Here is a 12,488-nt window from a genome sequence, read left to right as displayed (position 1 = left end):
AGGTTAGAGTTCGGCGGGTGACGTACTACGGCGAATATTTGCCCAACGCGTTACTTCGGCCTAAGCTCGACCGATCACAAAACCTTCACGCCCATGTCCGCCAATCCGGTTGCCTCCTCTGTCCGCCGTACCAACAGCCCGCTGCTGCCGGACGCCGCTACCATCGAGCGCTTCCTGGCGCACTGCCACCGTCGCCGCTACCCGTCGCGCACCGACGTGTTCCGGCCCGGTGATCCGGCCAGCACGCTGTACTACATCATCTCCGGCTCGGTCAGCATCATCACCGAGGAGGAAGACGGTCGTGAGCTGGTGCTGGGTTACTTCGGTCCCGGTGAGTTCGTGGGCGAGCTGGGGCTGTTCATCGCCAGCGACCAGCGCGAGGTCATCCTGCGCACGCGCAGCACCTGCGAACTGGCCGAGATCGGCCATGAGCGTCTCTACGACCTGCTGCTGACCCGCCTGTCGCTGGACGCGCCCAAGCTGCTGTACGCCATCGGCGCGCAGATCTCGCGGCGTCTGCTCGACACCAGTAGGAAAGCCGGCCGCCTGGCATTCCTCGACGTGACCGACCGCATCGTGCGCGCCCTGCACGACCTGGCCAAGGAGCCGGAGGCGATGAGCCATCCGCAGGGCACCCAGATCCGCGTCTCGCGCCAGGAGCTCTCGCGCCTGGTCGGTTGCTCGCGCGAAATGGCCGGCCGCGTGCTCAAGAAGCTGCAGGCCGACGGCAAGCTCCACGCCCGCGGCAAGACCGTCGTCCTGTACGGGACGCGCTGACCTTCGCATGGGCCGCGTCGCCGGATCCGACGAGGCGGCGGTCCGCGTCCGCGCGGCGGAACTGGGCGACGCGAGCGACGTCGCCCATCTGCTGGCCGAGCTGGGCTATCCCTGCAGTCGCGACGAAGCCGCCGAACGCATCGCGGTGGTCCGGCACGACCCACGCCAGCACCTGCTGCTGGCCGAAGACGACGGCGACGCCTGCGGGCTCGTGTCGCTCTATACCCTCTACTCGGTGGTCCACGGCTGCGAACTGGCGCGGATCACGGGCCTGGTCGTGCTGCCCGACCGGCATGGCCGCGGCATCGGCCGGCGCCTGCTGAAGGAAGTGGAATCGATCTCACGCCGCAGTGGCGTGCGCCGCATCGAGATCACCAGCAGCCCCAACCGTACCGGCGCGCAGGCGTTCTATCGCCGCTGCGGCTATCTCGACGGATCGATGCGCTTCATCAAGGCGCTGGGCGACTGATCGCCCGCGCCTCCAGGCGCCCGGCGCTCAGGCACGGACCCGTTCGCCACCGCGCCCCTTGCAACCCCAGTTGAGGATCGGCGTACCCGGCGGCAACACGCGCCGGAACATCGCCACGCGACGCCGCTTGGGATTGACCACCACCGGCCGGCGTGCGGCCTTCAGCAGCGGCAGGTCGGCGCTGCTGTCGGAGTACGCGACGGCGATCTGGTCGTAGCCCGCATCCCAGATCATCCGCATCTTGTTCTCGTGGTGACAGTGCTCCACGGTGATCATGCCGCCCAGGAACGGCCCACCGATGCTGCCGATCACGGGCAGGTCCTCGTGCGCGACGAAATCGAGGATCGCGCGCGCCAGTTCCGGCGACGCACCCGTGGCGATGATCACGCGATCGCCCGCGTCGCGGTGCTTCTGCAATACCTTCAGCGCGACTGGCAACAGGCGCCGGCGGATCTCCTTCGCGTGCGTGCGCACGTAAAGATCGATGAGGCGATCCATGTCGCGGCGACGATGCGTGCCCAGCGTGGCGATCCACAGATAGACCGAGATGGCGTGCCGGCGCGTGGGCAACCACGCGATCAGCGGCAGCAGCAGCGGCGACAACGCGATCGCTGCCGCCACCCGCGCCCAGTGACGCTGGATCAGCCACAGCACCAGATGGCTGCCCGAATCCCCGTCGTACAGCGTGTGGTCGAAATCGAACACCACCAGCGGCGCATACGGACGCTCGCTGGCCCCGTTCTGGCCCGTGGGCATCACGGCAGCTGCACCGGGCAGATGATCGACCGGCACGCTCATGCCGCGAACAACCGCTGCAACGCGGCGCCCGGCTCGTTCTCGCGCATGAACGACTCACCGACCAGGAAGGTCTGCACGCCGGCCTCGCGCATGCGCGCGACGTCGGCAGTCGTGGCGATGCCGCTCTCGGTGACCAGCGTGCGGTCCGGCGGCACCGCACTGCGCAGGTCCAGCGTGGTGTCCAGCGAGACCTCGAAGGTACGCAGGTTGCGGTTGTTGACGCCGATCAGCTCGCAGTCGGTCTGCAACGCGCGCTCCAGCTCGTCGATGTCGTGCACTTCCACCAGAACGTCCATGCCCAGCTCCATCGCCAGGTTGGCCATCTCCACCATCGGGCCGTCCTCAAGGGCGGCCACGATGAGCAGGATGGCATCGGCGCCGATCACGCGCGCCTCGTACACCTGGTAGGGATCGACGGTGAAATCCTTGCGCAGAACCGGCAGCGAGCACGCGCCGCGCGCTTCGCCCAGGTACAGGTTGCTGCCCTGGAAGAAATCGACGTCGGTCAGCACCGACAGGCACGCCGCGCCGCCGGCCTCGTAGCTCGCCGCTATCTGCGCGGGATTGAAGTCCTTGCGGATCAGCCCCTTCGACGGGCTGGCCTTCTTCACTTCGGCAATCACCGCGGCCTCGCCGGCCGCGTGCTTGCGGCGGATGGCATCGACGAAGCCGCGCGTGGGCGGCTGCAGCAGGGCACGTGCGCGCATGTCCGCGAGCGGACGCACGCGGCTGCGCTGTTCGATCTCCTCGGCCTTGCGCGCGAGGATGGTGGTGAGGATGTCGCTCATTCGGGGGATCGCGATTTCATTTCAGGCTTGCCGTACGCGCGTTCCACTTTTGCCACGCGCAGTTCGTAATGTTCGTACCAGTGCACGCGACCGTGCGCGCGCGTGGCGGCGTGCTCGGCGTGCTGGCGCCAGGCGGCGATGGCCTCCTCGCTTTCCCAGTACGACACGGTAATGCCGAAGCCGTCCGCGCCGCGTGTGGATTCCACACCGAGATAGCCGGGCTGCGAGGCGGCCAGTTCGACCATGCGCTGTGCGGCTTCGCCATAGCCTGCGTCGTCGTGGCCATTGCGGCGCGAGGAAAAGATCACCGCGTAATACGGCGGCGAAGGCAGGCGGGCGAAGGCGTCGTCCATCTCAGGCTCCTGCAGTGGTCGCGGCGAGTTCGCGCGTCGTCGTGACGAAGGCGTCCAGCTTCGCCCGCGCCGCACCCGAGGCCAGCGCCGCACGCGCGCGCTCGATGCCCTCGGCGATGCTGTCGGCCACGCCCGCTGCGTAGATCGCCGCGCCGGCATTGAGGACCACGATCTCGCGCGGCAGGCCGGGGCGATCGTCCAGCGCCTGCAGCACCAGCGCCCTGGATTCGAGGGCATCGCCCACGCGCAGGTTCCGGCTGTGCGCCATGGCGATGCCGAAGTCCTCGGGATGCAGTTCGTACTCACGCACCACGCCGTCGCGCAGTTCGCCGACGAGGCTGCCGGCGCCCAGCGAGAGTTCGTCCATGCCGTCGCGGCCCCACACCACCAGCGCCCGCTCCGCGCCCAGTTCCTGCAGCACGCGCACCTGGATGCCGACGAGATCGGGGTGGAACACGCCCATCAGGATGCTCGGCGCGCCAGCCGGATTGGTCAGCGGACCGAGGATGTTGAAGATGGTCCGCACGCCCATCTCGCGACGCACCGGTGCGACCACCTTCATCGCGGGATGGTGGACGGGCGCGAACATGAAGCCGATGCCACAGCGCTCGATGCTCTGCGAGACCTGCTCGGGCTGCAGTTCGATCGCCGCGCCCAGCGCTTCCAGCACGTCGGCGCTGCCGGACTTGGACGACACGCTGCGGTTGCCGTGCTTGGCGACCTTCGCGCCGGCGGCGGCGACCACGAACATGCTCGCCGTGGAAATGTTGAACGTATGCGCCCCGTCGCCACCGGTGCCCACGATGTCGACCAGGTTCGCGCGGTCGGCCACGTCCACGGGCCGCGCGAACTCGCGCAGCACCGTCGCCGCACCGGCGATCTCGCCGACCGTCTCCTTCTTCACGCGCAGACCAGTGAGGATGGCGGCGGTCATCGTCGGCGAGACTTCACCGCGCATGATCATGCGCGTCAGATCCACCATCTCGTCGTGGAAGATCTCGCGATGCTCGATCGTGCGCTGCAGGGCTTCTTGCGGGGTGATGGGCATGGTCGTGGGCGGCCGTGTCGGCCTCTACTTTAGCGCTCGAGGAAATTCTTCAGCAGCGCGTGGCCGTGTTCGGTGAGGATGGACTCCGGGTGGAACTGAACGCCCTCCACCGGATGCTCCCGGTGCCGCAGACCCATGATCTCGTCGAACTGGCCGGAGGCGTCGTCCGCCTCGGTCCAGGCGGTGATCTCCAGGCAGTCCGGCAGGGTCTGCCGCGAGACGACCAGCGAGTGGTAGCGCGTGGCCTCGTAGCCGTCGGGCAGACCGGCGAACACACCCTTGCCCTCATGGCGGATGCGCGAAGTCTTGCCGTGCATGATCCGCTTGGCGCGCACGACGTCGCCGCCGTAGGCCTGCCCCAGGCTCTGGTGGCCCAGGCACACGCCGAACACCGGGATGCGCGAGCCCAGCTCGCGGATGACATCCACCGACACGCCCGCCTCGTTCGGCGTGCACGGGCCGGGCGAGATGACGATGCGCTCGGGCGCCATCGCGTCGATCTGCGCCACGGACAGCTCGTCGTTGCGGACGACCTTCACCTCCGCCCCGAGTGCCTGCAGGTACTGCACGAGGTTGTAGGTAAAGCTGTCGTAGTTGTCGATCATCAACAGCATCGGCGAAGTCCCGGGGCGGAAGGGGCACGGAGGGCGCGGGTCGGTTCCGCGGGGACAGCATTATCCCGCGTGGCACGGGGCCAGCGGGAGGTTCGCAGGGCAAGGCCTGGGGCCGGACGTTTGGCCGGTGGATCAGTGCGTGGGGCGAAGGTCACTGCGCAATTCCTGGTAGCACGACAGACGGGATTGGACGGAAGCCAACGGCCACCATCGCCAACCCAGGTCGGCTTTGCGGAACTGCGGGAAGGGACGCACGATCATGGCCCTACTGTAACGGCTTGGCGCACGACGCGCGACCTGCCCTGCCCGCTCACACCACTGGCAAGGTCACCTGCACGCGCAGACCCGGGGCGCCGTCCAGCAACGCGATGTGCCCGCCGTGGCGCTGCACGATCGCACGCGCCAGGCTCAGGCCCAGGCCGCTGCCGGCGGTGCCACGATGGCTTTCCATACGCTCGAAGCGGTCGAACACGCGCTCACGATCGGCCTCGGGAATGCCGGGTCCCGCGTCGTCGATGCACAGCACCGCACCGTCCGGTCCGGCGGCGAGCGACAGCACCACCTCGCTGCCGGAAGGCGCGTACTTGAGTGCGTTGTCGAGCAGGTTCACCAGCATCTGGAACAGCTGGTCCCGGTCGCCGCGCACGGAGACGGCTACCAGCGTGGCGCGCAGTCGGATCGCACGCTCGCTGCCGATCGGGGTGTATAGCTCCACGGCGTCGGCGGCCAGGTCGGCCAGATCCAGGACCGGGCCCTCGCCCACCGGCGGTTGCGCTTCGATGCGGGCCAGGCGCAACAGCGCGCCGAAGGTCTGCAGCAGGTGGTCGGTCTCCTGCACGGCCGCGTCCAGTGCGGCGCGGTCGGCCGCATCCACGCCAGGACGTCGGCGCAGGTCTTCCAGACGGTTGCGCAGGCGCGTGAGTGGTGTGCGCAGGTCGTGCGCGATGTGGTCGGTCGCGTGGCGCACGCCGCCGAGCAGGTCTTCGATCCGGTCGAGCATTCCGTTGAAACGCCGCGCCAGCCGGTCGAACGCATCGTGTGTTCCGTCCAGCCCGACGCGCAGTCCCAGCTCGCCCGCGCCGACACGCGCGGCAGTCACGTCGAGCGCGCTCAATCGCCCGGAGACCCAGCGCGAGGTCAGCCAGCCCGTCAATGCACCCAGCGACGCCGCCACCAGCAGCGCCACCAGCGCCGTGCGCAGCATCAGCGCGAGGAAGCGGTCCTGCGACTGCAGGCGCAGGCCGGTGAGCAGCGTGCTGCCGTCGGGCATCACCTGCAGGTGGGCGACGACGTGGCGCGAGAGGCCGTCATCGGCGTCGGCATCGCTGCCGTAGCGATCGAAGGTGACCCAGCGGGTGCCGCTGCGCAGCGAGGTCTTCGGTGGCGCATCGCCCAGTTCGACCGCACCGGATGGCGATATCAGCGCGTACACGGCGTCGGGGTCGTCCGGCGCGTCGATGCGCCCGCGCAGTTCCTCGACCAGCGCCGTGCGCCCGCCTTCGCCGTACACCTCCGCCAGCGCGGCGGCATCGTTGCGCACCAGTTCGCGCGCGTCCTGCAGCAGCAGCGTCGACACGGCCACATACACGCCCACGCCCAGCAGCACGAACGCCACCAGGAACGACGCCATCACCGCAAGGGCCAGGCGCGTGCTGGTGGAGCGCAGCGGATTCATTCGGCGAGCCGATAGCCGGCGCCGCGCACCGTGTGCAGCAGCGGCCGATCGAAGCCGTGGTCGATCTTCTGCCGCAAGCGGCTGATGTGCACGTCGATCACGTTGGTCTGCGGATCGAAGTGGTAGTCCCACACCGCCTCCAGCAGCATGGTGCGCGTCACCACGCGGCCGGGCTGGCGCATCAGGAATTCGAGCAGGCGGAACTCGCGCGGTTGCAGTTCGATGCGCCGCCCGGAGCGGCGTGCGTCGCGGCTGAGCAGGTCCAGCTCCAGATCGCCCACCTGCAGACGCGTGGGCTCGCGCTGTGTGTCCTCGCGACCGCGGCGCACGATGCTGTCCAGCCGCGCGCTCAGTTCGGAGTACGCGAAGGGTTTGACCAGGTAATCGTCCGCGCCGGCCCGCAGCCCCTCGACGCGATGATCGATCTCGCCCAGCGCAGTGAGCAGCAGCAGCGGCGTTCGGTTGCCGGCGCCGCGCAGGGTCTGCAGCAGCACCAGTCCGTCCAGCGCGGGCAGCATGCGGTCCAGGACGATGGCATCGAAGGTTTCGGTGGTGGCCAGGAACAGGCCCTGCCTGCCATCGCCGGCATGATCGACGGTGTGCCCATCCTCGCGCAGGCCCTTGCCGATGAAGGCGGCGGTGTGGGGATCGTCTTCGATCAGCAGGACGCGCATGGCAACTCCCGACGTGCGAAAAAAGGATACCCCGCCGAGGGAAGTCGGCGGGGTATCCGCCCGCGTTGCACGGGCTTCGGGGAACGTGACGATCAGCTCTTCTTGGCTTCGGCGTTCTTCTCGGCCTTCTTCTCGGCCTTGGTGGCGTGCTTGTGCTTGGCCGGCGCCTGCTTGGCGGGCGCGGTGCTCGATGCCGGCGCAGCCGGTGCGGTGGTCGGCGGCGCGGCGAAGGCGGAGCCGGCGAACGCGGTCATGGCGACGGCGAAAAGGGCATTGCGGAGGTTCATGGAGGACTCCTTGGACGATGACGACATGCTTGGACGAGGGGTTTGCCGGTGGGGTGTTTCCCCATCGCCAGGACAGATTGCGCGCCATCGCCTCACCGGCTTCTTTCCGGCGGATTAACGATCGGTAATGTTCGCGACGCCCGCAGGCGGGGCGTCGCAGGGGCCCTCAGGCGGCGCCGCTGCCCCGTCGCAGCGGCACCGGAGCGGTGGCGATGCGGCTCTTGAGGTCGGCCATCGTGCCCGGCAGCACCACCAGGTAGGTCAGCAGTTGTTCGACCAGCTCCAGCAGCAGCTCGGCGGTGACCTTGTCGATCTGCGCCTCGTCGTCGAACTGGCGGCCGAACGTGCCCGAGGGCGCGAGCAGTTGCGCGATGTCCTGCAGCGGACGCGAGAGGTCCACCTCCTGCGGCAGCGATTCCAGCGCCCGCGTGAGCGGCAGATCGCGCTTGTCCTCGGCCAGCATGCGCGAGGCAAGCCCGCCCAGCAGATGCCGCACGGTGAGCGCCGTGGCTCCCCATTCGGCGCGGTTGTACAGCTTCAGCGCCGATTCGTAGCTGCGCGCCAGCGGCGCCGACAAGGTCTGCAGATGCTCGACGCCGGCCATCGGTTCGCGCCCGGCAGGCCGCGGATAGCAGAACAGGCCGGCCTGCTTGCGCGTGCCGTCGGCCTGCAGCAGCTGTACGAACAGCACCGTGTCCTCGCAGCGTGCGCACGTCAGTTCGCTGGCGGCCAGTTGCTGGCCGTGCTCCTGCCAGCTTCGCGCTTCGAACACCGCCTCCTTCAGGCAGTGCGGGCAGATCATCTCGACCGTGCGCGCGAACGTGTTGGAAAACCGGGATTGAACGAGATCGTCGTGGACGAGCTGCATGGCCGCCTCCTTCCCGCCGGGTTCGGTCGAACGCTCTACGTCGGCAGTGAAACCCGCTTCCTGTGAATAAAACGTTGTCGTAACGCGGATGAGGTCATCCGCGCTCGCGATGCGACGCGATGTGATGAAGGCGGCGTGGAGAGGGTCGCCGTGAAGGCGACCGGTGTCACAGTCCCTTCGCGGCCTGAGCGACGGCGCGGAACAGCGCGCGCCCCTTGTTCATCGTCTCCTCCCACTCCATCGCGGGATCGGAGTCGTAGACGATGCCTGCACCCGCCTGCACGTACAGGCGCCCGTCCTGGATCACGGCGGTGCGGATGGCGATGGCGGTATCGGCATCGCCGCTGCGCCCGGGTTCGCCCCAGCCCAGGTAACCGATGGACCCGGCGTAGACGTTGCGCTTGATGGGTTCCAGTTCGCGGATCACTTCCAGCGCGCGGATCTTCGGCGCGCCACTTACGGTGCCGGCAGGGAATGTCGCGCGCAGCACGTCGGCGTAGCTCAGGTCGGGCTTCAGCGTGCCGGTGACTTCGCTGACGATGTGCATGACATGGCTGTAGCGTTCGATCACGAACTGCTCGCCCACTTCCACGCTGCCCGGCTCCGACACGCGACCCACGTCGTTGCGGCCCAGGTCGATCAGCATCAGGTGCTCGGCACGTTCCTTGGGATCGGCCAGCAGTTCGGCTTCCAGCGCGGCGTCCTCTTCCGGCGTCGCGCCGCGCGGGCGCGTGCCGGCGATCGGGCGCACGGTGACCGTGCCGCCCTGCAGGCGCACGAGGATTTCCGGCGAACTGCCGACCACCTGGGTGCCGCCGACATCGAGGTAATACATGTACGGCGACGGGTTCAGCGCGCGCAGCGCACGGTACACGTCCACCGGCCGCGCCTTGAACGGCACCGACAGGCGCTGGCTCAGCACGACCTGGAAGATGTCGCCGGCGCGGATGTACTCCTTGGACTTCTCGACCGCGTCGATGAACCCTTCGCGAGTGAAACCGGAGACGAAGTCCGTCTCGTCGAGCACGCGGCCTTCCAGTGTTTCCGGATAGCCCGGGCCGCCCTGACGCAGGCGGTGCACCAGTTCGTCCAGGCGCCGGTTCGCGCGGGCCAGCGCGCGCGGCTCGGACGGATCGGCGTGCACGATCAGGTACAGCCGCCCCTTGAGGTTGTCGAACACGGCCAGCTCATCGCTCTGCATCAGCAGGATGTCGGGCGTGCCGAGCTCGTCGGGCTTGTCGCCACCGGCCAGGCGCGGCTCGATGTACTGGATGCTCTCGAAGCCGAACCAGCCCACCAGGCCGCCGGTGAAGCCGGGCAGGCCGGGAATCGTCGGCACGCTGTGCGCGGCACGCAGGCGTTCGACTTCCGCGAAGGGATCCTCTACGACGCGGCTCTCGATGAGCTCGCCATCCTCGGTGACGAACAACGTGTGACCGGCGAAGGCGTAAACGCGTCGCGCGGGCAGGCCGATGATCGAATAGCGGCCGAAGCGTTCGCCGCCCTCGACCGATTCGAACAGGTAGGTGTGCGGCCCGTCGGCCAGCTTGAGGTAGACCGACAGCGGCGTGTCGAGGTCGCTCAGCACTTCGCGAACGACGGGAACGAGGGTGTGGCCGTCAGCGGTCTGCGGCTGGAATTGCTCGGAAGAAGTCACGCGGGGTTTCCCTGGAAGACGAAAGGGCGGTCACGACGACAGCGTTGCGCCGCCATCGCCAACCCGTGTCGGCCGCAGGGATTCGGTGAGTCGCCCGGAGGTTCATGCGACAACTGTAGCGGGTCGGCGCGGTCGTAGGCGAGCCCCGCGACCGCCGGGCGGCTATCCGCCCAGCAACGGGCTGCCGGATGGCAGGTGCATGCGCAGGCGTCCCGGCACGCAGGCGATCTGGAACCATCGCGCACGCAACGGTTCGCCATCGAGGTTGAGCGTGATCGGCTCCGGGGCCTCCACGCGCACCTCACGCAACCGTGCCCGTTCGGCGACCTGCTCCAGTGCGGCGCGACGTCCTTCGCGCAGCAGCGTGGCGACGCCGGTGGCGACCTCGCCACTCAGTTCGGGAATCACCGTGACGTCGAGCAGGCCATCGTCGATGAAGGCGTCAGGACACAACACGCGGCCACCGCCGGCCTGCCGGCCGTTGCCGATGCCCAGTGCGAGGAAGGCGCCGTCCCGCGCGAAGCCATCGCCCAATACGCGCGCCACCGTCGGTTCGACCCGACCCACGCGCGCGATGCCGGTGACCAGATAGGCCAGGCCACCGAGCAGCCGCTTGAGACCTTCGTCCGTCTCCACGGTCACTTCCGTACCGAAGCCGCCACTGATGAGGTTTGCGCACCAGTGGCGCGCGCCTTCGACGTCGACGCGCAACAGGTCCATGGGCGTCGCCGGCCAATCGCGCACGCTCTGCAGTGCCTCCAGGGGGCCCGGTGGGATCCCCGCAGCGACCGCGAAATCGTTGGCGGTGCCCAACGGAATCAGGCCCAGCGAAGGCAACGCATCGGCGGCGGCATCGTGTCCGGCCAGCGCGGCCGCGACGTCGCCGAGCGTGCCGTCGCCACCGCCGGCGATCACGCATGCCACGCCGGCCTCGACGGCTTCGCCGACGATGCGTTGCGCATCGCCGCGTTCCCAGGTCACGCGCACGTCCAGCACGATGCCGGTCTCGCGTAGCGCCGTCACGGCCTCGCGGACCGCATCGTCGCCCGCGGACTTGCCGTTGAGAACCAGGCGCCAGTGTGGATTCGCCATCGCCACGCGGATGAATGAGTGAACGCGCAGGCTAACAACGCACGCGCAAGCATCCGTGAACACGACAAGGATCAGCGCCCCGGCGTCATACGTTCGTCATCGAACGTCCGGAGAATGAGAGTCCATCTTCAAGGACGACGGACGGAGGCGGGATTGCCTCCAAATCTTCCGCGGCAAGCCAGCGATGGCTTGCCGCTTTTGTTTTCCGGGCAGCGTCAGCGCAGGTCGGTGTCGGCCACGACCACGCCGTCTTCATCGGCGCACAGCCAGTCGCCGGGACGGATGCGCACGCCGCCGAACTCCACGTCGACGTCGCGCTCGCCAACGCCGAGCTTCTCGGTCTTGCGCGGGCAGGTGCCCAGCGCCTTAACGCCCAGTTCGAGCCCGCCGATGGCCGCACTGTCGCGGATGGCGCCGAACACCACGACGCCGGCCCAGCCGTTCTCCACCGCAGCGGCGGCGAGCAGGTCGCCGAACATCGCGCGACGCATCGAACCGCCGCCGTCGATCACCAGCACGCGTCCCTGCCCCGCCTCGGCGACGGCTTCACGCACGCGCGAGTTGTCCTCGGTGGCCTTCACGGTGCTGACGATGCCGTTGAACGCCAGGCGCCCGCCGAAATCGCGCAGTGGCAGATCCACCACGCGGACCTGCGCGTCGTGCAGATCGCACAGGTCGCAGGTATTCATCCACGCACCTTCGCGACGGCGTCCTTCATGCGGCCGATGACGTCGGCGTAGTCGGGGGCGTTGAAGATCGCCGAGCCGGCGACGAAGGTGTCCGCACCCGCGGCCGCGATCTCGCCGATGTTGTCGGCTTTCACGCCGCCGTCGATTTCCAGGCGGATCGACTTGCCGCTGCGGTCGATCATCTGGCGCACGCGACGCAGCTTCTCCAGCGCGGAAGGAATGAAGCTCTGGCCGCCGAAGCCCGGGTTCACCGACATCAGCAACACCATGTCGAGCTCTTCCAGCACCCACTCGAGGACGTCCACGGGCGTGGCGGGATTGAGCACCAGCCCGGCCTGGCAACCGTGCGACTTGATCAGCTGGATCGTGCGGTGCACGTGCGCACTGGCTTCGGGATGGAAGCTGATCAGCGTAGCGCCGGCCTTGGCGAAGTCGGGCACGATGCGATCCACCGGTTCCACCATCAGGTGCACGTCGATCGGTGCGGTCACGCCGTGCTTGCGCAGTGCCTCGCACACCATCGGGCCGATGGTGAGGTTGGGGACGTAGTGGTTGTCCATCACGTCGAAGTGCACCCAGTCGGCGCCGGCCTTGATCACGGTGTCGACTTCCTCGCCCAGTCTGGCGAAGTTGGCCGAAAGGATGGACGGGGCGATGACGGTGGATTGCATGGAAGTCTCTGCGGCTGGAACGGGGGAA

General features: G+C 68.4%; 15 protein-coding genes. 2 read left to right on the top strand and 13 right to left on the bottom strand.

The features are described 5' to 3' along the window. Positions 1-93: 93 nt before the first annotated feature. Positions 94-777: a cAMP-activated global transcriptional regulator CRP gene (gene crp / locus QLQ15_RS07270; RefSeq protein WP_283212161.1), complete on the top strand. Its 684-nt coding sequence runs from the start codon at positions 94-96 to the stop codon at positions 775-777. A 7-nt stretch (positions 778-784) separates the two neighbouring features. Next, positions 785-1,246, top strand: coding sequence for a GNAT family N-acetyltransferase (locus QLQ15_RS07265; protein ID WP_283212160.1), 462 nt, complete (start codon positions 785-787; stop codon positions 1,244-1,246). A gap of 27 nt (positions 1,247-1,273) precedes the next feature. Here the strand turns inward: QLQ15_RS07265 and QLQ15_RS07260 are convergent, their stop codons facing one another. The 13 genes from QLQ15_RS07260 to rpe form a co-directional block, all read right to left on the bottom strand. Further along, a complete protein-coding gene (locus QLQ15_RS07260) occupies positions 1,274-2,002 on the bottom strand; it encodes a haloacid dehalogenase-like hydrolase (protein WP_283213956.1) in 729 nt (242 codons plus the stop codon). A gap of 38 nt (positions 2,003-2,040) precedes the next feature. Continuing rightward, positions 2,041-2,832 carry an indole-3-glycerol phosphate synthase TrpC gene (trpC, locus tag QLQ15_RS07255; RefSeq protein WP_283212159.1) on the bottom strand — a complete coding sequence of 264 codons (792 nt, stop codon included), beginning with the start codon at positions 2,830-2,832 and terminating at the stop codon, positions 2,041-2,043. Further along, positions 2,829-3,185, bottom strand: a complete 357-nt coding sequence (locus tag QLQ15_RS07250) for an antibiotic biosynthesis monooxygenase family protein (RefSeq protein ID WP_283212158.1) — start codon at positions 3,183-3,185, stop codon at positions 2,829-2,831. Before QLQ15_RS07250 ends, trpC begins: the two co-directional genes overlap by 4 nt. 1 nt (position 3,186) lies before the next feature. Then, positions 3,187-4,233: an anthranilate phosphoribosyltransferase gene (trpD, locus tag QLQ15_RS07245; protein ID WP_283212157.1), complete on the bottom strand. Its 1,047-nt coding sequence runs from the start codon at positions 4,231-4,233 to the stop codon at positions 3,187-3,189. Between the two features lie 29 nt (positions 4,234-4,262). Then, on the bottom strand, positions 4,263-4,847 hold the full coding sequence (locus QLQ15_RS07240) for an anthranilate synthase component II (RefSeq protein ID WP_283212156.1): 585 nt from the start codon (positions 4,845-4,847) through the stop codon (positions 4,263-4,265). A 310-nt stretch (positions 4,848-5,157) separates the two neighbouring features. Next, on the bottom strand, positions 5,158-6,522 hold the full coding sequence (locus QLQ15_RS07235) for a sensor histidine kinase (RefSeq protein WP_283212155.1): 1,365 nt from the start codon (positions 6,520-6,522) through the stop codon (positions 5,158-5,160). Beyond that, on the bottom strand, positions 6,519-7,196 hold the full coding sequence (locus tag QLQ15_RS07230; RefSeq protein WP_283212154.1) for a response regulator transcription factor: 678 nt from the start codon (positions 7,194-7,196) through the stop codon (positions 6,519-6,521). The genes QLQ15_RS07235 and QLQ15_RS07230 overlap by 4 nt, the downstream gene beginning before the upstream one ends. 92 nt (positions 7,197-7,288) lie before the next feature. Continuing rightward, positions 7,289-7,483, bottom strand: a complete 195-nt coding sequence (locus QLQ15_RS07225; RefSeq protein WP_283212153.1) for a hypothetical protein — start codon at positions 7,481-7,483, stop codon at positions 7,289-7,291. Between the two features lie 166 nt (positions 7,484-7,649). Then, positions 7,650-8,351, bottom strand: a complete 702-nt coding sequence (locus QLQ15_RS07220; RefSeq protein ID WP_283212152.1) for a hypothetical protein — start codon at positions 8,349-8,351, stop codon at positions 7,650-7,652. A 166-nt stretch (positions 8,352-8,517) separates the two neighbouring features. Then, the gene (gene trpE / locus QLQ15_RS07215; RefSeq protein ID WP_283212151.1) at positions 8,518-10,008 is read right to left on the bottom strand and encodes an anthranilate synthase component I; all 1,491 of its coding nucleotides are present in this window, start codon (positions 10,006-10,008) and stop codon (positions 8,518-8,520) included. 162 nt (positions 10,009-10,170) lie between these two features. Next, the gene (yegS, locus tag QLQ15_RS07210) at positions 10,171-11,100 is read right to left on the bottom strand and encodes a lipid kinase YegS (protein WP_283212150.1); all 930 of its coding nucleotides are present in this window, start codon (positions 11,098-11,100) and stop codon (positions 10,171-10,173) included. Positions 11,101-11,315: 215 nt separating this feature from the next. Then, positions 11,316-11,789, bottom strand: coding sequence for a ribonuclease E activity regulator RraA (gene rraA / locus QLQ15_RS07205; RefSeq protein WP_283212149.1), 474 nt, complete (start codon positions 11,787-11,789; stop codon positions 11,316-11,318). Then, positions 11,786-12,460, bottom strand: a complete 675-nt coding sequence (gene rpe / locus QLQ15_RS07200; protein WP_283212148.1) for a ribulose-phosphate 3-epimerase — start codon at positions 12,458-12,460, stop codon at positions 11,786-11,788. Before rpe ends, rraA begins: the two co-directional genes overlap by 4 nt. Positions 12,461-12,488: the final 28 nt, after the last annotated feature.

Origin of the sequence: Lysobacter stagni (assembly GCF_030053425.1) — a bacterium.
GTDB lineage: Bacteria > Pseudomonadota > Gammaproteobacteria > Xanthomonadales > Xanthomonadaceae > Lysobacter_J > Lysobacter_J stagni.
The sequence above is the reverse complement of the archived record's forward strand: the minus strand, read 5'-3'. Positions and strand labels throughout refer to the sequence as shown.